Raw genomic sequence first — 19,865 nt, 5'->3', positions numbered from 1 at the left:
GATTTGCCCGTAGAGCTCTCATTCCAGACCGCAGGCAGGCGCTGCAATCCACAGGATCGTTACCGGCCCCGGTTGTGGCCTTGGGGGCACGGCCCCGCCTTCTCTGTTTTCCAAATACCCCTGCGGCCGCGCCGCAAAGGAAAAGGCCGCCCCCGAAGGGACGGCCCTGCAACCCGTCTGACCCGAAAGGATCAGTTCTTCGCGTAGAATTCGACGACCAGGTTCGGCTCCATCTGCACGGCATAGGGCACGTCGCCCAAGGCCGGGGTGCGCACGAAGGTCGCGGTCATCTTGTTGTGGTCCACTTCCAGGTAGTCCGGCACGTCGCGCTCGGCCAGGCCGACCGATTCCAGCACGATGGCCAGCTGGCGCGACCGCTCGCGGATCGAGACGACGTCGCCCTCTTTCACGCGATAGGAGGCGATGTTCACGCGCTTGCCGTTCACCTCGACATGGCCGTGGTTCACGAACTGGCGGGCGGCGAAGATGGTCGGCACGAACTTGGCGCGATAGATCACCGCGTCCAGGCGGCGCTCCAGCAGGCCGATCAGGTTCTCGCCGGTGTCGCCCTTGACGCGCTCGGCTTCCGCATAGATGCGGCGGAACTGCTTCTCGGTCAGGTCGCCGTAATAGCCCTTCAGCTTCTGCTTGGCGCGCAGCTGGGTGCCGAAATCCGACAGCTTGCCCTTGCGGCGCTGGCCGTGCTGACCGGGGCCGTATTCGCGGCGGTTGAGCGGCGACTTGGCGCGGCCCCAGATGTTCTCGCCCATGCGGCGGTCGATCTTGTACTTGGCAGCGGTGCGTTTGGTCATCGCTGATCTCCTTCTTTATGTTATGTTCTCGAAGGGCGTTGTCCTTTGGCGAAATGCCCGACAGGATTCCCCTTGCGGGGTCCACCAACACCAATGAAGCGGCGCTTATAGCCGCCCCGCGCCCGGTGTCAAGCACCCCTTGAGCGGCGGCCCCGTTGCTCCTAAATGAGAGACAGCGAACAGAAAAGGCCCGAGATGTTTTCGATCCCCGGCAAATCCCCCGTGACCATCACCCAGGCGGCCGAGCGGCAGATCGCCCGGCTGATGGCCCAGAAATCCGCCAGCGGCCTGCGCATCGGCCTGAAGAAGGGCGGCTGCGCCGGCATGGAATACACCATGGAGCTGGCCGAGACCGCCGCGCCCGGCGACGAGGTGGTCGAACAGGGCGAAGCGCGGGTGCTGATCGCCCCCACCGCGCAGATGTTCCTGTTCGGGACCGAGATCGACTATGAAACCGGCCTGCTGGAATCCGGCTTCAGGTTCCGCAACCCGAACGTCACCGACAGCTGCGGCTGCGGCGAATCGGTCAGCTTCGCGGCGCTCGAAGGGTCGCGCGCCAAGACCTGAGGGTTTTTCCGGCGCGTTAGCGCCCACATCGCCCTGCCCGTCTTGATCGCGGGAAAGCCCCGGCCTAATCCCCTGTCAGACCAAGAGAGAGGGAGAGGCTGATGGCCCCGCGCAAACTCGCCGCCGGCAACTGGAAGATGAACGGAACCCTGGCCTCGCTGGCCGAGATCGACCGGCTGCTGGCCGAACACCCGGCGCCCGGCTGCGACCTGCTGGTCTGCCCGCCCGCCACGCTGATCCATGCCATGGCAGCCAAGGGCATCGCCACCGGCGGCCAGGACTGCCATGCGAAAGCCTCGGGCGCCCATACCGGCGACATCGCTGCCGCGCAGCTCAGGGACGCCGGCGCCAGCCACGTCATCCTCGGCCATTCCGAGCGCCGCACCGATCATGCCGAAACCGACGCCCAGGTCGCCGCCAAATCCGTCGCCGCGCATGAGGCGGGGCTGGTCGCGGTGATCTGCGTCGGCGAGACCGAGGCGCAGCGCGATGCGGGCCAGACGCTGGACGTGATCGCGGCACAGCTGGCCGGCTCGGTCCCGGATGGCGCCACGGCCGCGAACACGGTGATCGCCTATGAGCCGGTCTGGGCCATCGGCACCGGCCGCACGCCCACCTCCGAGCAGATCGCCGAGGTGCATGCCCTGATGCGCGAGCGCCTCTCGGCGCGTTTCGCCGACGGGGCCGACTTCGCCCTGCTCTATGGCGGCTCGGTCAAGCCCGGCAATGCGGCCGAAATCTTCGCCATCCCGCATGTGAACGGCGCGCTGGTCGGCGGCGCCAGCCTCAAGGCGGCCGATTTCGGCCCGATCATCGCCGCGCTTTCCGCAGCGTAACGCCCACGAAAAGAACGCCATTCCATCCGGCCGGCCCGGTTTGGGATGGCATTGCCGTTTTGGCGAACGCCTGCCCCTTGCCAAGCCCGGCCCGGCAGGCATAGGTCTCGCCTGACATTCAAGGCAGGGGCGATGACAGGGCCGGCAATCTCATTCCAGGGCGTGACGCGCCGCTATCCGCAAAAGGGCGGCAGCGACGTGGTGGCGCTGCACGACATCTGGCTGGACGTGCCGCAGGGCGCGATCACCGGCATCATCGGCCGATCCGGCGCCGGCAAGTCGACGCTGCTGCGCATGGTGAACGGGCTGGAGCGCCCCAGCGCCGGCAAGGTGATCGTGAACGAGCGCGACGTGGGCGCCGCCTCGGATGCGAGCCTGCGCCGCATCCGCCGCGAGGTCGGCATGATCTTCCAGCATTTCAACCTGCTGGCCAGCCGCACCGTGGCCGAGAACATCGCCCTGCCGCTGGAGATCGCCGGAGAGGACCGCGCAAAGATCGCGCCCCGTGTCACGGAGCTGATCGAGCGCGTCGGCCTGACCGCCCAGGCCGGCCGCTACCCGGCCGAGCTTTCCGGCGGGCAGAAGCAGCGCGTCGGTATCGCCCGGGCCTTGGCCACCGGGCCGCGCGTGCTGCTGTCGGACGAGGCGACCTCGGCCCTCGACCCTGATACCACCCGGCAGGTGCTGGACCTGCTGCAAGCCATCAACCGCGAGCTTGGCCTGACCATCCTGCTCATCACCCATGAAATGGCGGTGGTGCGCGACATCTGCAGCCATGTCGCGGTGATCGAGGGCGGCCGCATCGTCGAGACGGGCGAGACCTATGCGGTGTTCTCGAAACCCGCCCATGCCACCACGCGCTCCTTCCTGACCGGGGTCACCGGCGTCGCCGTGCCGCAATTCGTCGCCGGCCAGATGCGGGACGCGCCGCAGGGCCCCGAGGCCGAGGCAGTGGTGCAGGTCACCTTCATCGGCAGCCATGCGACCGACCCGATGCTGGCGCGGCTGACCTCGGAACGCGGGGTCAGCGTCAACATCCTGGCCGGCGCCATCGAAGAGATCGGCACCCGGCCCTTCGGCAGCCTGATCGTCGCCCTGCCCGCCCAGCGGCTGGAGGAATCGCGCCGCTTCCTGGAAGAACACGGGCTTCTGACCGAGGTGCTTGGCTATGTCGGCTAACCTGATCCCGATCCTCTGGCAGGCGACGCTGCAGACGCTCTACATGGTCGCCATGTCCACGCTGCTCGGCACGCTGATCGGCGGACCGCTGGGCGTGTTCCTGGCCACCTCGCGCCGGGGCGAGCTGCTCTCGGCGCCCTGGCTGAACACCGTGCTGGGGCTGGTCGTGAACGCGGCGCGCTCGACGCCCTTCATCATCTTGGTGGTGGCGATCATCCCCTTCACGCGGCTGATCGCCGGCACCTCGATCGGCACCACCGCGGCCATCGTGCCGCTGACCATTGCGGCCGCCCCCTTCATCGCCCGCCTCATCGAGACCGCCATCCGCGAGGTCGATGCCGGCCTGATCGAAGCCGCCCGCGCCATGGGGGCGACACCCGGCCAGATCGTGCGCAAGGTGCTGATCCCCGAGGCGATGCCCGGCATCATCCTGGGCCTGACGCTCGCCGTGGTCAGCCTGATCGGCTATTCGGCCATGGTCGGCGCGGTCGGCGGCGAGGGCCTGGGCGATCTCGGCATCCGCTACGGCTACCAGCGCTTCATGCCCGAGGTGATGCTGGCCGTAGTCGTGATCCTGATCGTGCTGGTGCAACTGGTGCAATCGGCCGGCGAATGGATCGCCGCCCGTTTCGACAAGCGCGCGCCCCGCAACCGGGGCCGATAACCTGAAAGGACATCCCATGCGCAAATTCAGCCTTGCCGCCCTGACCTCGGCCCTCGCCCTCGCCGCCGGCATGGCCGCCGCCGAGGAAATCAAGGTCGGCGTCTCTCCGGGCGAACATGGCGAGATCATGGAAGAGGTCGCCAAGGTCGCCAAGGACAAGGGCCTGACCATCGACATCGTCGAATTCACCGATTACGTAGTGCCGAACCAGGCGCTGGCCGATGGCGACCTGCAGGCCAACAGCTTCCAGCACCAGCCCTATCTGGACAACCAGATCAAGGACCGCGGCTTCGCGCTGGTCAGCATCGCCAAGACCATCACCACCCCGATGGGCGTCTATTCGCAAAAGCTGAAATCGCTGGACGAGCTGCCCGAAGGCGCCAAAGTCGCGATTCCGAACGACCCGACCAATGGCGGCCGCGCGCTGCTGATCCTGCAGGACAAGGGCGTGATCACGCTGGCCGACGGCACCGGCCTCACCCCCTCGCCGCTGGACGTGACCGGGAATCCCAAGAACCTGCGCTTCCTCGAACTCGAGGCCGCGCAGCTGCCGCGCGCGCTGGCTGATGCCGACATCGCCATCATCAACACCAACTATGCGTTGGATGCCGGCCTCAACCCGAACGAGGACGCCATCGCCATGGAAAAGGCCGACAGCCCCTATGCCAACATCATCGTGGTGCGCCAGGGCGACGAGGACGCCCCCTGGGCCAAGCAACTGGTCGAGGCCTATCACGACCCGGCGGTGAAGCAGTTCATCGAGGAGAAATACCAGGGCGCCGTCATCCCGGCTTGGTGACCTTCTCGGTTTCCCAAATACCCCGGGGGAGTCGCGGCACGCGACGGGGGCAGAGCCCCCATCCCCCGCGCCACAAGGAAACGCCCCGCCGATACTGCGGGGCGTTTGCTCATTCCGGCCTCATGCTGCCGGTGCGGCGCAGCCGGTCGTGCCAGCTCAGCGCCTCCTCGATCAGATGCGGCGTATGCCCGCCCCGCGCCAGCGCCCGGTCGTGGTAATCCGCCAGCGCATCGCGCCATTCCGGGGCCACGCAGTTCTGCAGGACCACCCGCGCCCGCTCGCGCGGCGCAAGGCCGCGCAGGTCGGCCAGCCCCTGCTCTGTGACCAGGATGTCCACGTCATGCTCGGTATGGTCGACATGGCTGACCATCGGCACCACCGAGGAGATGGCCCCGGCCTTGGCCATGGACTTCGTCACGAAAACCGACAGATAGGCGTTCCTCGCGAAATCCCCCGAACCGCCGATGCCGTTCATCATCTGCGTGCCCATGACATGGGTCGAGTTCACGTTGCCGTAAAGGTCGAATTCCAGCGCCGTGTTGATGCAGATCAGCCCCAGCCGCCGCACCACCTCGGGGTGGTTCGAGATCTCCTGCGGACGCAGCACCAGCCGCGGCTTGAACTCGTGGAACCGCGCCATCACCTCGCGGTATTTCGGCGCCGAGAGCGTGATCGAGGAACCCGAGGCAAAGACCATCTTGCCCGCATCCATCAGGTCGAAGGTCGAATCCTGCAGGACTTCGGAATACATTGTCAGGTCGTGGAACGGGCTGTCGATGAACCCGTGCAGCACCGCGTTGGCGATGGTGCCGATGCCGGCCTGCAGCGGGTGCAGGTGGCCCGGCATCCGGGACTGCGCCACCTCGTGTTTCAGGAATTCGGTCAGGTGGCCGGCGATGGCGCGGGTCTCCTCGTCCGGATCCAGCACCGTCGAGGAGGAGTCGAGCTTGGTCGAGACGACGATGGCCGCGATGCGCTCGGGCGGCACCGGGATGAAGGGAAAGCCGACCCGGCTTTCCGGCGTCACCACCGGGATCGGCGTGCGGGTGGGGCGATAGGTGGGGATATAGATGTCGTGCAGCCCCTCCAGCGCCTCGGGCTGGCTCAGGTTGATCTCGACGATCACCTTCTCGGCCAGCAGCGCGAAGCTTGCCGAATTGCCGACCGAGGTGGTGGGGACGATGCCGCCGGTCTCGGTGATCGCCACCGCCTCGACGATGGCGATGTCCACCGGCGGCAGCTGGCAGGTGCGCAACTGCTCGACCGTCTCGGAGAGGTGCTGGTCGATATACATCACCTCGCCGGCGTTGATCGCACGGCGCAGCGCCGGGTCGGACATGAAGGGGATGCGGCGCGACAGCACCTGCGCCTCGGCCAGGGTCTTGTCAAGGTCGTTGCCGAGCGACGCCCCGGTCATCAGCGTCACCTTCAGCGGCTCGCGCCTGGCGCGCTCGGCCAGAGCCAGGGGCACCGCCTTGGCCTCGCCGGCGCGGGTAAAGCCCGACATGCCCAGCACCATGCCGTCGCGGATCAGGCTTGCGGCCTCTTCGGCGCTGACCACGCGCTCGCGCAGGGCCTTGTGGCGGATGCGGTGAAGGTGATCCTCGGTCATGGCAGCCTCCCTGATCTGGGCGGGATGATTAGGGCCTCTGCGCAGCAGTGACAAATCAACCCAGCCATGCACGCAAGGAAAGGCCGGCCCGAAGGCCGGCCCTGGCAAGATCGTTTCGCGCAGGGCTCAGCGGCGCCGGCCCAGCGACCAGGCCCCGTCGCCCAGCAGCGCCAGCGCCACCATGGTCACGGCCCAGAGCACCGGATACTCCCAGCCGCCGCCCGGATTGCTGAAGGTGAAGCCCGCGCCGCCATGGCCGAACCAGGCCGCGCCCAGCAGCACGGCGGCCAGCGCGAGCGCGACCTGGCGGGTAAAGATGCCGGCGATCAGCGCCAGCCCGCCCAGGATCTCGGCCAGCATGGTCAGCGGCCCCAGGATGCCCGGCAGGCCGATGGACTGGAAATAGCCGGCGGTTCCGGAAGGCGTGAAGACCAGCAGCTTGATCAGCCCGTGGACCAGGAACCAGATCCCGGTCGAGACCCGCAGGATGAAGGCGGCGATGTCGGCATTGCGCTCGGCCAGGGCCGGGGCGCTTGGGCTAAGGTCGGTCATGATGTGTTTCCTTGCAACTGTTCGCATGTCCGTTGCCCGACAGATAGCCCTTGGCGATTGTCGCGAAAATTGCCATATTCATGGAAATATTGTCGCCGATACGGGGATGGAATGGACAGGATCGACGGCATCCGCGCCTTTGTTGCCGTGGTCGATGCCGGCTCGTTCACCCGGGCGGGCGAGCGGCTGGGGATCTCGAACAAGCTGGTCAGCAAATATGTCGCGGCGCTGGAAGGGCAGCAGGGCGTCACGCTTCTGAACCGCACCACCCGCGCCCTGTCGCTGACCCCGGCGGGCGAGCGTTACCTTGCGGCGGCCCGCCGGGTGCTGGCGGCGGTCGAGGAACTGGACGCGCAGGCCCATGCCGAGGAGGGGATGCTGACCGGACGGCTGCGCATCAGCGCCCCGGTGGCCTTCGGCGAGATGTTCGCCACCACCCTGACCCGCGACTTCACCGCCGGCCATCCTGGGATCGAGATCGACCTGAACCTGACCGACCGCTATGTCGATCTGGCGGCCGAGGGCTTCGACCTGGCGCTGCGCATCGGCCAGCTGGCCGATTCCAGCCTGATCGCCCGCCGCATCGGCCAGGCCGAGGCCTGGGCGGTGGCGAGCCCCGCCTATCTGGACAGGCATCCGCGCCCCGCCCGTCCCGAGGAGCTGCGCGAGCATGTGAACATCCGCGACAGCAATACGCAGAATCCCGGCCGGGCGATCTTCCTGATCGAGGGCAAGGCGGTCAGCATCCCCCTGCCCGGCCGCATCACCGTGAACAGCGCCCAGGCGGTGCGGAAACTGGTGCTGGAGGGCGAGGGCGTGGCGCTGATCCCCAGCTTCGTCGTGGCGCAGGACGTGGCCCAGGGCCGGCTGCAGCGGCTGCTGCCGGATTTCCTGCGGCCGCAGCTGGACATCCAGGCGCTCTACCTGCCGCAGCCCTTCATGCCGCCGCGGCTTTCAGCCTATCTGGACCACCTTCGGGCGCGGCTTACGCCGCTGCTGAAAGCACCGCGCCCGGATTCATGATGCCCAGCGGGTCCAGCGTGGCCTTGATCGCCCGCATGGCCGCCAGCCGCGCCGGATCGCCCCAGCGTTCCAGGTCGCCGACCTTCAGCCGCCCGACCCCGTGCTCGGCCGAGAAGGAACCGCCGCGATCCACCACCATCTGATGCACCAGAAGCGACAGCGCCTTGCGCCGGTCGTCGTAATCCGCGCGATTGCGGCCCGGCGCCGGGAACAGGTTGTAGTGCAGGTTGCCGTCGCCCAGATGCCCGAAGCAGTTGATGCGCAGCCCCTCGCCCGCAAGCCGCGCGCCGGCGTCGCGGATGAAGCCGGCGATTTCCGACAGCGGCAGGCTGATGTCGTGGCTGGCGACGGCGCCGATGCGGCGGTTCGCCTCGGGGATATGTTCACGCAGGTGCCAGAAACCGGCCGCCTGCGCCCCCGATTGCGCGATCACCCCGTCGGAGACCAGGCCGCGCTCCATGGCGTCGATCAGCAGCCCCTCCAGCGCCGCCTCGGGGGCCAGCCCCTCGGGCAGGCCGACCTCGATCAGCACCGACCATTCGGCGCCGGGCAGCGGCTGGCGGATCTCGGGCAGAACCTCGGCCAGGAAGGCCAGCCCCTGGCCGCCGATCAGCTCGAAGGCGGTGACGCCGCCGGCCATGCGCCCCTCGGCCAGCGACAAGAGCGTCAGCGCCGCCTCGGGCGAGGGCACCTGCAGCATGGCGGTGCCGATCCCCGGCGGCGGCACCACCAGCTTGAGGCTGGCGGCGGTGACGATGCCCAGCGTGCCCTCGGCCCCGATCAAGAGGTCGCGCAGGTCGTAGCCGGTATTGTCCTTGCGCAGCCGCTTCAGGTCGTGGACGATGGATCCGTCGGGCAGCACCGCCTCGATCCCCAGGCAAAGCGCCCGCGCCGTGCCATAGCGCAGCGCGGTGACGCCGCCGGCATTGGTCGCAAGGCAGCCGCCGATGGCCGCAGTGCCCTGGCTGGCCAGCGACAGCGGGAACAGCCGCCCCGCCGCTTCCGCCGCGTCGCGCACGGCCTGCAGGGTCATGCCGGCCTCGGCCACCAGCACATTCTCTTCGGGCCAGATGCCGCGCAGCGCGGTCATCCGCTCCAGCGACAGGATCAGCGGCACAGGGCCATCCGGCATGACCTGCCCCGAGACCAGGCCGGTGCCGCCGCCGCGCGGGACGATGGCGACGCGGGCCTCGGCGCAGGCACGGACCACGGCGGCGACCTCATCCGTGCTGCGCGGCGCGGCGACCAGCCCGGCCCGGCCCAGATAGCGGCCGCGCGGCTCCTCCAGATAGGCGGGCGTCACCTCGCGCAGCACGCCTTCGGGCAGGCGCGCGGCCAGCGTTTCGTCGGCGGGATTCAGCATCAGCGCACCTCGGTCTTGCCGCGCCGGTCGTGGCGCAGGTTGGCGTAAAGCACATGATTGCGCCAGCGGCCGTTGATCTGCAGATAGCTTTGCGCCACGCCTTCATACTTGAAGCCGGAACGTTCCAGCACCCCGCGCGAGGGGGTGTTCTCGGGCAGGCAGGCGGCTTCGATGCGGCTCAGGTCCATCCCGGTGAAGGCGTGCTGCACCAGCGCGCCGATGGCCTCGCGCATATAGCCCTGCCGGGCAAAGGGCTGGCCGATCCAATAGCCGATGGTCGCCGATTGCGCCGGACCGCGGCGGATGTTGTCCAGCGTGATCGCGCCCAAAAGCGTGCCGTCGCGCCGGATCAGGAACAAGGGCAGCGCCGTGCCGTTGCGGCTGGCGCGCTGCGCCCAATAGACCCGGTTGGTGAAGCTGCGCTTGGTCAGGTGGTCGGGCGCCCAGACCGGCTCCCACGGGGTCAGGAAGGCGCGGCTTTCGATGCGCAGCGCCATCCAGGCCCCGAAATCCGCATGCGCCGGCAGGCGCAGCACCATCCGCTCGGTTTCCAGGCGCGGCGGACGGCGGCGCGAGAACATCAGGCGGCAAGCCTTTCGGCCAGCACCTCGCGCGAGGGCGCGCCCTCGACCGGCCCGTAAAGCGCCAGCGCCGGGCGGGCATGGGCGATCAGATGCTCGGCATGGGCGCGGATATCGGCGACGCTGACCGCGTCGATGCGCTCGGCCACCTCGGCGGGATCGGGCACCCGGCCCCAGATCGAGAGCGAGCGCGCCATGCGCTCGGCCTGCCCGGTCGGGCTTTCCAGCCCCATCAGCAGCCCGGCCTTGAGCTGCGCCCGCGCGCGGGCCACCTCGGCCTCGGTCATGTCCTCGGCCGACCGCTTCAGCTCGTCCACAGTCAGCGTCGCCAGGTCGGCGATCTGCTCGCCCGAGGTGCCGGCATAGATCGTCACCATGCCGGTATCGTCATGGAAGCCGCTTTGCGCGAAGATCGAATAGCACAGGCCCTTTTCCTCGCGCAGCTTCTGGAACAGGCGCGAGGACATGCCGCCCCCCACCGCCGAGGTCCAGATCTGCGCGGCGTAGAAATCCGGCGCCTGATAGCCCGGCCCCTCGAAGGCCAGCGCGAAATGCGCCTGCTCCAGCCCCTTGACGCGGCGGGCCTCGGCGCCCTGCCAGCGGGCGGGCTCGCGCGTGGTCAGCTTGCGGGCCGGCAGATGGCCGAAGATCGCCTCGACCTGGCGCAGGATGCGGTCGTGATCCACCGCGCCGGCAGCGGCGACGATCATGCGCTCGGGGCCGTAATGCTCGGTGATGAAGCCCGACAGGTCGGCGCGCTCGAAGCGGCTGACCCGCTCGGCCGGGCCCAGGATGGTGCGGCCCATGGGCTGGTCGGGATAGGCCGCCTCTTGCAGCCAGTCGAAGATCACGTCGTCGGGCGTGTCCAGCGCCTGGCCGATCTCTTGCAGGATCACGCCGCGCTCGACCTCGATCTCGCGCTGGTCGAAAACCGGATTCATCACGATGTCCGAGATCACATCCAGCGCCAGCTCGACATCCCCCGCCAGCACCCGCGCGTAATAGGAGGTCACGTCGCGCGAGGTATAGGCGTTGATATAGCCGCCGACATTCTCGATCGACTCGACGATCTCCAGCGCGCTGCGCCGGGCGGTGCCCTTGAAGGCCATATGCTCCAGGAAATGGGCGATGCCGTTCTGCTCGGCGCGCTCGTCGCGGCAGCCGGCATTGACCCAGATGCCGATGGCGGCGGAATGCAGGCCGGGCATGTCGCGGCTGACGACGCGCAGGCCGTTGGGCAAGGTGCTGATGCGGATCTGATTCAAGCTGTTCTCCGTTCAAGGATCAGCGATTTAATGGCCTCGGCGTCGTTTGCAATACGGGTGATGCGCTCGTCGCGGTCGAAAAGGTCGGCCATATGCGGCGGCAGAGGCGGGCGGATGCCCACGGCGGCCTCGACCGCATCGGGGAATTTCGCCGGATGCGCGGTCGAAAGCGAGATCATCGGCACGCCCGGCCGCAGATGCTCGCGCGCCACCTTCACGGCGACGGCGGTATGCGGGCAGATCACCTCGCCCGTCTCCGCGCGGATGGTGGCGATCATCGCGGTGGTTTCCTCCTCGGAGGCGCGGCCCGAGACATAGGTCTCGCGCAGCGCCTGCAGCGCGCCCTGGCTGATGGCGAAGCCGCCGGATTTCAGCTCCTCCATCAGCGCCGCCACGGCATTGCCGTCATGGCCGTAGGCCAGCCACAGCGCGCGCTCGAAGTTCGAGCTGACCTGGATGTCCATCGAGGGGCTGATCGAGGGCGCGACCGTGCCCACCCGGTATTCGCCGCCGGTCAGCGCCCGGTGCAGGATGTCGTTCTGGTTGGTGGCCACGACCAGCCGGCCGATGGGCAGACCCATGGCCTTGGCGATGGAGCCGGCGAAGACATCGCCGAAATTCCCGGTCGGCACGGTGAAGTCCACCGCGCGGCCCGGCGCGCCCAGGCTGACGGCGGCGGTGAAGTAATAGACGATCTGCGCCAGCACCCGCGCCCAGTTGATCGAGTTCACGCCCGCAAGCCCGACGGCGTCGCGGAAGCCGTGGTCGTTGAACAGGTCCTTCAGCCGCGCCTGGCAGTCGTCGAATGTGCCGTCGACGGCCAGCGCGTGGACATTGGCCTCGGCGGGCGTGGACATCTGCCGGCGCTGCACCTCGCTGACGCGGCCATGCGGATACATGATGAACACGTCCACGTTGGGCAGGCCCTTGAACGCCTCGATGGCGGCCGAGCCGGTATCGCCCGAGGTCGCGCCCAGGATCGTGACCCGCTGCCCCGAGCGCGCCAGCGCCAGCTGGAACAGCTGGCCGATCAGCTGCATGGCGAAGTCCTTGAAGGCCAGCGTGGGGCCGTGGAACAGCTCTAGCAGGTGATGGCCGGGGGCAAGCTGGACCAGCGGCGCGCGGGCGATGTGGTCGAATGCCTGATAGGCGCGGGCGATGGCATCCCGCAGCTCGGCATCGCTGAAGCTTTCGCCGACGAAGGGGCTGGTGACGCGGCGCGCGACCTCCTCATAGGGCAGGCCCTCGAAGCGGGCGATCTCCTCGGCCGAGAACATCGGGATCGCCTCGGGCAGATACAGCCCGCCGTCCCGCGCCAGCCCGGTCATCATCGCCTGTTCGAAGTCCAGGACCGGAGCCCGCCCCCGAGTCGAAACGTAACGCATCGCGTCCCCCTAGAATTGCCGCTGCCTGATACGCCAGATCAGCGCCACTGTCATCCCTGCCCAGACCGCAGCGATCATGAACCATTGCACGGCATAGCTCAGGTGATTGTTCGGGATGCCCTCGACCGCCACCGGGATCGGCGCGACGCCCTGCGCATCGCCGCGGACCTCGGCCGCGACCACCAGGATCGGCTCGGTCCCCAGCTGCGCGGCCATGGCGGGCACGTCGCGGGCGAACCAGACATTCTCGGCCAGGTTGGGCGCGGGCGTGGCGCTGCCCTTCTCGTCGGGCCAGTGCAGGTTCCCCGCCACCTCCAGCCGCGTGGGCGGGCGCGGGTCGCGCTTATGGTCCTGGTCGACGAAGCCGCGGTCAAGCAGGATCTTGCGCCCGTCATCGGTGACGAAGCCCGAGACGACCTGATAGCCGCCGCCCGACTCGCGCGTGCCGGAGAGCACGTCGATCTCCTCGCCCGTGGTCTGGCCCGAGACCAGCACCGGCAGATATTTCATCGACGGGTCCACCGCCGCGGGCAAGGGCACTGGCCGGCCCTCGATCCGGCTCTGGATCTGGGCGATCATGCCCTCCTTCCAGTCCAGCCGCTTGAGCTGCCAGAGGCCAAGCGAGATCAGGATGGCGCAGCCCGCCACGCCGACGATCAGCGGGAACAGGTAACGGCGCATGGGCGGGCCTCCAAAGCAAACGGCGCGGGAACTCCTGCCCCGCGCCGTGGAAATGTCAGTCGGGATCAGCGGCCCCAGATATAGATCACGACGAAGAGGAACAGCCAGACCACGTCGACGAAGTGCCAGTACCAGGCGGCGGCCTCGAAGCCGACATGCTGCTGCTGGGTCATCTGGCCGCGCAGCAGGCGGATCAGGCAGACGAACAGGAAGATCGTGCCGATGATGACATGCGCGCCGTGGAAGCCGGTGGCCATGTAGAAGGTGCCGGCATAGACCGTGTCGGCCAGGCCGAAGGCGGCATGGCTGTATTCATAGGCCTGCAGGCCGGTGAAGCAGATGCCCAGGATCACCGCGACGATCAGGCCGTTGATCGTGGTCTTGCGGTCGCCCTCGTGCACGAAGGCGTGGTGGGCCCAGGTCACGGCGACGCCCGACAAGAGCAGGATCAACGTGTTGATCAGCGGCAGGTGCCAGGGGTCGAAGGTGACGATGCCTTCCGGCGGCCAGACGCCGTCCTTGATCGGGCTGTCCGGCCCCATCGGATACATGGCGTTCTTGATGAAGGCCCAGAACCAGGCGACGAAGAACATCACCTCGGACATGATGAACAGGATGAAGCCGTATTGCAGGCCGATGCGCACGACCGGGGTATGTTCGCCCGACTCGCCCTCGCGCACCACGTCCGCCCACCAGCCGAACATCACATAGAGCACGCCCACCAGACCGATCAGGAACAGCCAGGGCGCACCGCCCTTCATCCACATGACCGCCCCGGTCAGCATCACGAAGGCGCCGACCGCGCCGAGGAAGGGCCAGATCGATGGCGGCAGAATCTGATAGTCGTGGTTCTTTACATGGGCCATGGCTGCATTCCCGGCTGTTGCTGGTTCTTGTTGCTCAGTTTACGGTCGGTTCCGTCTTCCGGTCCAGCGCCGCCTGTTTCGGCGCCGGCGGATCGGTCCGGTGGAAGGTATAGGACAGGGTGATGTCGCGGATGCGGCCCGCGTCGCGGTCTTTGACCAGATCGGCATCGACGAAGAAGCTGACCGGCATCTCGACCCGCTCACCCGGTTGCAGCACCTGCTCGGTAAAGCAGAAGCATTCGATCTTGTTGAAGAAATAGCCTGCGGCATCCGGCGCCACGTTATAGCTGGCCGTGCCGGTGACGGGCTCGTCGGTATTGTTGATCGCCTCGTAGAAGGCGATGGCGTTCTCGCCGATCTTCAGTTCGATCTCGCGCTGCATCGGACGGAAGGTCCAGCCGAGATTGGGATCGACATTGGCGTCGAAGCGCACGCGGATCTTTTCGTCCAGCACGGTGTCCGAGGCCGCCTCGGCCACGTTGGTGGTGCCGCCGAAGCCGGTCACCTTGCAGAACCAGGAATAGAACGGCACCGCCGCCCAGCTGAGCGCGCCCATCAGCACCACGACGCCGGCCAGCATGGCCACGGTGCGGCCGTTCGATCTTGGCTTGTCGGTCATTGGCCTGCCTCCTGCGGCGCGCCCTGCCCGGCGGCCGGGACGCCCGGCGCCGCGACGGGCGCGGGGTTGCGCGCCGGCGGGTTCGGATCCTCGGGCAGCATCGAGGCGCGCGGGCGGTGGTCGTAGCCCTGCATCATGTCGCCCTGGGTGATCTTGACCACCGAGAGCCCGAAGACCAGCGCCACGAAGGCCAGCAGCACGACCAGAAGGCCGATGTTGCGGCTGCGCCGGCGCTTGTGCAATTCGTGTTCGACCTGGGGCAGCATCACCATCCCCCCACCCAATGCTGGATCAGCAGCGCCAGGAAATGCAGGAATGTGTAATAAAGCGACAGGCGGAAATAGCGCTTCTCGACCTTGTAGCCGTCGGCCCGGGCCTCGTCCTCGTTGCGGCGCAGGATGCGCCAGCCGCCGGCGATGAACAGCGCGTTCAGCACCACCGAGACCGCCAGGTAGAGCGGCCCGCCGACCGAGGTGAAGCCCAGCCAGATCGCGAAGGGCGCCAGCACCAGCGTATAGGCGAAGATGTGGCGGCGCGTCACCTTGCGGCCGTGGGTCACGGTCAGCATCGGCACGCCGGCCTTGGAGTAATCCTCCTTCATGAACAGCGCCAGGGCCCAGAAATGCGGCGGCGTCCAGAAGAAGATCAGCGCGAACATCAGAAGCGATTCCAGGCTGATGCCGCCGGTGGCGCAGGCCCAGCCGATCATCGGCGGGAAGGCCCCGGCCGCGCCGCCGATGACGATGTTCTGCGGCGTCGAGCGCTTCAGCCAGATCGTATAGACCACGGCATAGAAGAAGATGGTGAAGGCCAGGAACCCGGCCGCGAACCAGTTCGCCGCCAGCCCCAGCATCATCACCGACAGACCGGACAGGGCAATGCCGACCGCCAGCGCCTCCTGCGGGGCGACGCGGCCCGAAGGCACGGGACGGCCCGCGGTCCGCTTCATCACCGCGTCGATATCGGCGTCATACCACATGTTGAGGGCGCCCGAAGCGCCGCCCCCCAGCGCGATGAACAGCACCGCGCAGAAGGCGACGAAGGGGTTGACCGGCTGCGGGGCGATCCACAGCCCGACGAAGGCCGTGAACACCACCAGGGACATGACCCGCGGCTTCAGCAGCGCGACATAGTCGCCGAAGCCCGCCTCTGCGGGCCCCTCATATGCGTTGATATCGGCCACGGCCCGACCTTACTCCGCCGAAGCCAGCTGGACGGGCTTGGCCGGCAGGTAATCCGAGGCGTCGGCGGCGAATTCTTCCTTCGCGCCGGCCAGCCAGGCGTCGTATTTCTCCTGGCTGACGGCTTTGACCACGATGGGCATATAGGCGTGGTTGATGCCGCAAAGTTCCGAGCACTGGCCGAAATAGACGCCTTCCTCATCGACCGAGAACCACAGCTGCGCGATGCGGCCCGGCACGGCGTCCTGCTTGACGGCGAAGGCCGGGACGGTCCAGGCGTGGATCACGTCGGTCGCGGTCACCTGGACCAGCACCTTCTTGCCGACCGGCACCACGACCGGGTTGTCGGTGGCCAGCAGGTATTCGTCCTCGGAGTAACCGGCATCGGCCAGCGCGTCCTTCTCCAGCATCAGTGCGTCGAAGGCCACGCCGTCATTGGGATATTCATAGGACCAATACCACTGGTGGCCGATGGCCTTGATCACCAGGTCCGGGTCGTTGGGCATTTCCTGGCTGCGGAACAGGATCGGCAGCGAGAAGGCGCCGATGGCCACCAGGATCAGCACCGGAACCAGGGTCCAGATCACCTCGATCGGGGTGTTGTGGGTGAAGCGCGCCGGCACCGGATTCGCCCGGCGGTTGTAGCGGACGATGCAGATCAGCAGCAGAAGGCAGACGAAGATCGTCACGGCGGTGATGATGTAGAGCACGAAATGATCCAGCCATTGCTGGTCATGCGCCAGCGGGCTGGATGCCGGCTGGAAGCCCATGCCGCCGTTCACCGGCTTGCCGATCACGGGCAGGTCGCCCAGCACGTCCTGCGCCATGGCCGGAACGGCCGTCATCGTCGCAAGTCCAAGGCCCGTCACCGCCGCAAATCCGCGGCGCATCGTCGCAATCGCCATCTTCCCATCCCGTTGCCTACAGTGCCGCCGGCAGGCCATGGTCTTGCGGCCCGGCCGGCATCGGTGCTGCACCAGAACCATATCTTACCCCGGCGGGCAAGCCATACCTATCGACTTCCGACCAAAAAACCCCTAGGCGAGGCAGGAAGGCAAGGACAGGTTCCATGACAGACGCTTCGTTTTCGCCCTTCCGCACGCATCTCGACCAGGACCGCGCGCTGCGCATCCTGCGCGACGCCCTGTCCGGGGCCGACGACGGCGAGCTGTTCCTGGAACGCTCGCGATCCGAGGCGCTGGTCTATGACGACGGCCGCCTGCGCACCGCCAGCTACGATGCCGAGCAGGGCTTCGGCCTGCGCGCCGTGCGAGGCGAGGTCACCGGCTACGCCCATTCGACCGAGATCGACGAGGCGTCGCTGAAGACGGCCGCCGAGACCGTGCGCCTTGCGGTGGGCAGCGGCGGCGGCACGCTGGCCCTGCCCCCGGAGGGCGAGATCCGGCCGCTTTATGCCGCCATCGATCCGGCCGAGGCCGTGCCCTTCGCCGCCCGCGTGGCGCTGCTGCGGGAAATCGACGCCTTTGCGCGCGGGCTCGACCCGCGGGTGGTGCAGGTCTCGGCCAGCATCGCCACCTCGGTGCAGGAGGTGGCGATCCTGCGCCCCGAGGGCGGGCTTGCCACCGACATCCGGCCGATGGCGCGGCTGAACGTCTCGGTGATCGTGGAATCCAACGCCCGCCGCGAATCGGGAACCGCCGGCGGCGGCGGCCGCGTCGCGCTGGAGGGGCTGATCGCGCCCGAGCACTGGCAGGGGCTGGCGCGCGAGGCGCTGCGCATCGCGCTGGTCAACCTGCGCTCGGTCCCCGCGCCCGCCGGGGTGATGGACGTGGTGCTGGGCCCCGGCTGGCCCGGCATCCTGCTGCACGAGGCCGTCGGCCACGGGTTGGAAGGCGATTTCAACCGCAAGGGCCATTCGGCCTTCGCCGGGCTGATGGGCCAGCGCGTCGCGGCGCCGGGCGTGACCGTGGTGGACGACGGCACCATCCCGGACCGGCGCGGCTCGATCTCGGTCGATGACGAGGGCACGGCGCCCGGCCGCAACGTGCTGATCGAGGACGGGATTCTGGTCGGCTACATGCAGGACCGCCAGAACGCCCGGCTGATGGGAGTGGCGCCGACCGGCAACGGCCGGCGGCAGAGCTATGCCCATGCGCCGATGCCGCGCATGACCAATACCTTCATGCTGGCAGGGCCGGACGACCCGGCCTCGATCCTCGCCGGGCTCGAGGACGGGATCTATGCGGTGGGTTTCGGCGGCGGCCAGGTGGACATCACCAACGGCAAGTTCGTGTTTTCCTGCACCGAGGCCTATCGCGTCAGGAACGGCCAGGTCGGCGACCCGATCCGCGGCGCGACGCTGATCGGCGACGGCGCCACCGCCTTGCAGCAGATCCGCGCCATCGGCAACGACCTGTCTCTGGACCCGGGAATCGGCAATTGCGGCAAGCAGGGACAATGGGTCCCGGTCGGAGTCGGCCTGCCCACGCTGCGCATCGGCGGGCTGACCATCGGCGGCTCTGCCTCATAATCCGGTGTTGTCTCAAGGCGTTGAAAGAAATTTTCCCCGGCTAACCCATTCTTAACCATTGCCATGCGATGACTCGGCCTGCGGATGAGGCACAGGCAGGGACATGATGGCAAGACCGCTTTCTTTCGACCCCCACCACACCCCACTCACCCCGAAGGGGAACGGGCTCGCCGCCCTGCGCCTCATCCGCTCTCGCAAGGTCGGGCCCGCGACCTTCCACCGGCTGCTGGCCGAACATGGCAGCGCCGAAGCGGCGCTGGCCGCCCTGCCCCGGATCGCGCAAGCCGCGGGCATCGCCGATTACACCCCCTGCCCGGCGGCCGCGGCCGAGGCCGAGATCGCGGCCGGCCATCGCGCTGGCGCCCGGCTGCTGGCCTGGGACGACCCGGATTATCCCGCCCTGCTGCGCGAGGTGGCCGAGGCGCCGCCGGTCCTGTGGCTGCGCGGCGACGCTTCCGTGCTGACGCGCATGCCGGTGGCGGTGATCGGGGCGCGCAATGCCTCGTCGCTGGGCCTGCGCATGGCGCGCGGCCTGGCCTCGGGCCTGTCGCAATCGGGCGCGGTGGTCGTCGCGGGGCTGGCGCGCGGCATCGACACCGTCGCGCATGAGGCGGCGCTGGCAACCGGCACCATCGCGGTCATGGCCGGGGGCATCGACAGGATCTATCCGGCCGAAAACGCCGCGCTGGCCGAGGCGATCTGCGAAACCGGCCTGCTCGTCACCGAGCAGCCGCCGGGGACCGAGCCGGTGGCCCGGCATTTCCCGGCCCGCAACCGCATCATCTCTGGCCTCGCGCGCGCCGTGGTGGTGGTCGAGGCGGCGCATCGCTCGGGCAGCCTGATCACCGCGCGCTGCGCGCTGGACCAGGGCCGCGAGGTGATGGCGGTGCCCGGCCATCCGATGGACGCGCGGGCCGGCGGCTGCAATGCGCTGATCCGCGACGGCGCGGTGCTGGTGCGCAATTCGGCCGATGTGCTGGCCGCCCTGCAATCGAACGGCCAGGCGGCCGGGGAGGCGACTGGGGAAGCGACCGGGGCGACAGCTTCGGCGCCGGGCGCCGCCGCGGCCCCCTCGCCCGTTCCGGCGCCTGTCCCGGCCCGGACCGGGGCGCGGACCCTGCAACCGGCCGCCGTCGCGCGCCGGCTTGCCGAGCTGGGCCATGGCCTGCGCCGCAAACCGGCCGAAACCCTGCCCTGCCAGGGTGGCCCGGTGAATCTCGAAGCGCGGATCCTGTCCCGGCTCGGCCCCAGCCCGACGGACGAGAACCTGCTGATCCGCGACCTGGGCCTGCCGGCCGCCGTTCTGGCCCCCGCTCTGCTGACGCTGGAGCTTTCCGGCCGCGTCCAGCGCCTGGCCGGCGGCAAGCTGGCGCTGACCGGCGCCTGAAC

The 19,865-nt window shown here is 68.4% G+C and carries 21 protein-coding genes; 8 read left to right on the top strand and 13 right to left on the bottom strand.

Annotation, left to right across the window (positions count from 1 at the left end; genetic code table 11):
* Positions 1-191: 191 nt before the first annotated feature.
* Positions 192-812: a 30S ribosomal protein S4 gene (gene rpsD / locus PARJ55_RS0108380; protein ID WP_011750529.1), complete on the bottom strand. Its 621-nt coding sequence runs from the start codon at positions 810-812 to the stop codon at positions 192-194.
* A 195-nt stretch (positions 813-1,007) separates the two neighbouring features.
* Between rpsD and PARJ55_RS0108375 the strand changes: the two genes are divergently transcribed.
* From PARJ55_RS0108375 to PARJ55_RS0108355, 5 genes are all read left to right on the top strand, one after another.
* Positions 1,008-1,379, top strand: a complete 372-nt coding sequence (locus PARJ55_RS0108375) for an iron-sulfur cluster assembly accessory protein (RefSeq protein ID WP_028712629.1) — start codon at positions 1,008-1,010, stop codon at positions 1,377-1,379.
* Between the two features lie 101 nt (positions 1,380-1,480).
* Entirely contained in the window at positions 1,481-2,215 is a 735-nt protein-coding gene (gene tpiA / locus PARJ55_RS0108370) for a triose-phosphate isomerase (RefSeq protein WP_028712628.1), read from the top strand.
* 132 nt (positions 2,216-2,347) lie between these two features.
* Entirely contained in the window at positions 2,348-3,394 is a 1,047-nt protein-coding gene (locus PARJ55_RS0108365) for a methionine ABC transporter ATP-binding protein (RefSeq protein ID WP_028712627.1), read from the top strand.
* Positions 3,384-4,058: a methionine ABC transporter permease gene (locus PARJ55_RS0108360; protein ID WP_028712626.1), complete on the top strand. Its 675-nt coding sequence runs from the start codon at positions 3,384-3,386 to the stop codon at positions 4,056-4,058. Before PARJ55_RS0108365 ends, PARJ55_RS0108360 begins: the two co-directional genes overlap by 11 nt.
* A 16-nt stretch (positions 4,059-4,074) precedes the next feature.
* The gene (locus PARJ55_RS0108355) at positions 4,075-4,857 is read left to right on the top strand and encodes a MetQ/NlpA family ABC transporter substrate-binding protein (protein ID WP_028712625.1); all 783 of its coding nucleotides are present in this window, start codon (positions 4,075-4,077) and stop codon (positions 4,855-4,857) included.
* Positions 4,858-4,966: 109 nt separating this feature from the next.
* On the opposite strand, the gene PARJ55_RS0108350 is transcribed toward PARJ55_RS0108355, so the two are convergent.
* Positions 4,967-6,469, bottom strand: a complete 1,503-nt coding sequence (locus PARJ55_RS0108350; RefSeq protein ID WP_028712624.1) for an acetyl-CoA hydrolase/transferase family protein — start codon at positions 6,467-6,469, stop codon at positions 4,967-4,969.
* A 126-nt stretch (positions 6,470-6,595) separates the two neighbouring features.
* Entirely contained in the window at positions 6,596-7,021 is a 426-nt protein-coding gene (locus PARJ55_RS0108345; protein WP_051416193.1) for a DoxX family protein, read from the bottom strand.
* Between the two features lie 111 nt (positions 7,022-7,132).
* Here PARJ55_RS0108345 and PARJ55_RS0108340 point away from each other — a divergent pair, with 111 nt between their 5' ends.
* Complete coding sequence (locus PARJ55_RS0108340) at positions 7,133-8,044, top strand: LysR family transcriptional regulator (protein ID WP_028712622.1); 912 nt, start codon at positions 7,133-7,135, stop codon at positions 8,042-8,044.
* Here PARJ55_RS0108340 and PARJ55_RS0108335 read toward each other — a convergent pair.
* The 10 genes from PARJ55_RS0108335 to coxB all read right to left on the bottom strand — a co-directional run bounded on the left by PARJ55_RS0108335 (position 8,007) and on the right by coxB (position 16,890).
* Positions 8,007-9,407: an FAD-binding oxidoreductase gene (locus tag PARJ55_RS0108335; protein WP_028712621.1), complete on the bottom strand. Its 1,401-nt coding sequence runs from the start codon at positions 9,405-9,407 to the stop codon at positions 8,007-8,009. The genes PARJ55_RS0108340 and PARJ55_RS0108335 overlap by 38 nt on opposite strands.
* A complete protein-coding gene (locus PARJ55_RS0108330; RefSeq protein WP_028712620.1) occupies positions 9,407-9,988 on the bottom strand; it encodes a GNAT family N-acetyltransferase in 582 nt (193 codons plus the stop codon). The genes PARJ55_RS0108335 and PARJ55_RS0108330 overlap by 1 nt, the downstream gene beginning before the upstream one ends.
* Complete coding sequence (locus tag PARJ55_RS0108325; RefSeq protein ID WP_028712619.1) at positions 9,988-11,253, bottom strand: pitrilysin family protein; 1,266 nt, start codon at positions 11,251-11,253, stop codon at positions 9,988-9,990. Before PARJ55_RS0108325 ends, PARJ55_RS0108330 begins: the two co-directional genes overlap by 1 nt.
* The gene (gene thrC / locus PARJ55_RS0108320) at positions 11,250-12,638 is read right to left on the bottom strand and encodes a threonine synthase (protein ID WP_028712618.1); all 1,389 of its coding nucleotides are present in this window, start codon (positions 12,636-12,638) and stop codon (positions 11,250-11,252) included. Before thrC ends, PARJ55_RS0108325 begins: the two co-directional genes overlap by 4 nt.
* 9 nt (positions 12,639-12,647) lie before the next feature.
* Positions 12,648-13,319 carry an SURF1 family protein gene (locus tag PARJ55_RS0108315; RefSeq protein ID WP_028712617.1) on the bottom strand — a complete coding sequence of 224 codons (672 nt, stop codon included), beginning with the start codon at positions 13,317-13,319 and terminating at the stop codon, positions 12,648-12,650.
* 65 nt (positions 13,320-13,384) lie between these two features.
* Complete coding sequence (locus PARJ55_RS0108310) at positions 13,385-14,185, bottom strand: cytochrome c oxidase subunit 3 (RefSeq protein ID WP_028712616.1); 801 nt, start codon at positions 14,183-14,185, stop codon at positions 13,385-13,387.
* A 34-nt stretch (positions 14,186-14,219) separates the two neighbouring features.
* Positions 14,220-14,804, bottom strand: coding sequence for a cytochrome c oxidase assembly protein (locus tag PARJ55_RS0108305; protein ID WP_028712615.1), 585 nt, complete (start codon positions 14,802-14,804; stop codon positions 14,220-14,222).
* Positions 14,801-15,070: a hypothetical protein gene (locus tag PARJ55_RS0108300; protein WP_036697227.1), complete on the bottom strand. Its 270-nt coding sequence runs from the start codon at positions 15,068-15,070 to the stop codon at positions 14,801-14,803. The genes PARJ55_RS0108305 and PARJ55_RS0108300 overlap by 4 nt, the downstream gene beginning before the upstream one ends.
* Positions 15,070-15,987 (bottom strand): heme o synthase, encoded by a 918-nt coding sequence (cyoE, locus tag PARJ55_RS0108295; protein ID WP_028712613.1) that lies wholly within the window; start codon positions 15,985-15,987, stop codon positions 15,070-15,072. Before cyoE ends, PARJ55_RS0108300 begins: the two co-directional genes overlap by 1 nt.
* A 9-nt stretch (positions 15,988-15,996) precedes the next feature.
* A complete protein-coding gene (coxB, locus tag PARJ55_RS0108290) occupies positions 15,997-16,890 on the bottom strand; it encodes a cytochrome c oxidase subunit II (RefSeq protein WP_036697134.1) in 894 nt (297 codons plus the stop codon).
* Between the two features lie 164 nt (positions 16,891-17,054).
* On the opposite strand from coxB, the gene tldD reads away from it, so the two are divergent.
* Both tldD and dprA read left to right on the top strand, forming a co-directional pair.
* Positions 17,055-18,476 (top strand): metalloprotease TldD, encoded by a 1,422-nt coding sequence (tldD, locus tag PARJ55_RS0108285; RefSeq protein ID WP_028712611.1) that lies wholly within the window; start codon positions 17,055-17,057, stop codon positions 18,474-18,476.
* Positions 18,477-18,582: 106 nt separating this feature from the next.
* Positions 18,583-19,863 carry a DNA-processing protein DprA gene (dprA, locus tag PARJ55_RS0108280; protein ID WP_028712610.1) on the top strand — a complete coding sequence of 427 codons (1,281 nt, stop codon included), beginning with the start codon at positions 18,583-18,585 and terminating at the stop codon, positions 19,861-19,863.
* Positions 19,864-19,865 lie beyond the last annotated feature (2 nt).

Origin of the sequence: Paracoccus sp. J55 (genome assembly GCF_000513975.1) — a bacterium.
In the GTDB taxonomy this organism is placed as follows: domain Bacteria; phylum Pseudomonadota; class Alphaproteobacteria; order Rhodobacterales; family Rhodobacteraceae; genus Paracoccus.
This window is presented reverse-complemented; position numbering and strand designations above follow the sequence as displayed.

Excerpts from the sequence above, each read along its gene's own strand:
- rpsD (WP_011750529.1), bottom strand. The coding sequence starts at position 812 with ATGACCAAACGCACCGCTGCCAAGTACAAGATCGACCGCCGCATGGGC.
- PARJ55_RS0108375 (WP_028712629.1), top strand. The coding sequence starts at position 1,008 with ATGTTTTCGATCCCCGGCAAATCCCCCGTGACCATCACCCAGGCGGCC.
- tpiA (WP_028712628.1), top strand. The coding sequence starts at position 1,481 with ATGGCCCCGCGCAAACTCGCCGCCGGCAACTGGAAGATGAACGGAACC.
- PARJ55_RS0108365 (WP_028712627.1), top strand. The coding sequence starts at position 2,348 with ATGACAGGGCCGGCAATCTCATTCCAGGGCGTGACGCGCCGCTATCCG.
- PARJ55_RS0108360 (WP_028712626.1), top strand. The coding sequence starts at position 3,384 with ATGTCGGCTAACCTGATCCCGATCCTCTGGCAGGCGACGCTGCAGACG.
- PARJ55_RS0108355 (WP_028712625.1), top strand. The coding sequence starts at position 4,075 with ATGCGCAAATTCAGCCTTGCCGCCCTGACCTCGGCCCTCGCCCTCGCC.
- PARJ55_RS0108350 (WP_028712624.1), bottom strand. The coding sequence starts at position 6,469 with ATGACCGAGGATCACCTTCACCGCATCCGCCACAAGGCCCTGCGCGAG.
- PARJ55_RS0108345 (WP_051416193.1), bottom strand. The coding sequence starts at position 7,021 with ATGACCGACCTTAGCCCAAGCGCCCCGGCCCTGGCCGAGCGCAATGCC.
- PARJ55_RS0108340 (WP_028712622.1), top strand. The coding sequence starts at position 7,133 with ATGGACAGGATCGACGGCATCCGCGCCTTTGTTGCCGTGGTCGATGCC.
- PARJ55_RS0108335 (WP_028712621.1), bottom strand. The coding sequence starts at position 9,407 with ATGCTGAATCCCGCCGACGAAACGCTGGCCGCGCGCCTGCCCGAAGGC.
- PARJ55_RS0108330 (WP_028712620.1), bottom strand. The coding sequence starts at position 9,988 with ATGTTCTCGCGCCGCCGTCCGCCGCGCCTGGAAACCGAGCGGATGGTG.
- thrC (WP_028712618.1), bottom strand. The coding sequence starts at position 12,638 with ATGCGTTACGTTTCGACTCGGGGGCGGGCTCCGGTCCTGGACTTCGAA.
- PARJ55_RS0108315 (WP_028712617.1), bottom strand. The coding sequence starts at position 13,319 with ATGCGCCGTTACCTGTTCCCGCTGATCGTCGGCGTGGCGGGCTGCGCC.
- PARJ55_RS0108310 (WP_028712616.1), bottom strand. The coding sequence starts at position 14,185 with ATGGCCCATGTAAAGAACCACGACTATCAGATTCTGCCGCCATCGATC.
- PARJ55_RS0108305 (WP_028712615.1), bottom strand. The coding sequence starts at position 14,804 with ATGACCGACAAGCCAAGATCGAACGGCCGCACCGTGGCCATGCTGGCC.
- PARJ55_RS0108300 (WP_036697227.1), bottom strand. The coding sequence starts at position 15,070 with ATGCTGCCCCAGGTCGAACACGAATTGCACAAGCGCCGGCGCAGCCGC.
- coxB (WP_036697134.1), bottom strand. The coding sequence starts at position 16,890 with ATGGCGATTGCGACGATGCGCCGCGGATTTGCGGCGGTGACGGGCCTT.
- tldD (WP_028712611.1), top strand. The coding sequence starts at position 17,055 with ATGACAGACGCTTCGTTTTCGCCCTTCCGCACGCATCTCGACCAGGAC.
- dprA (WP_028712610.1), top strand. The coding sequence starts at position 18,583 with ATGGCAAGACCGCTTTCTTTCGACCCCCACCACACCCCACTCACCCCG.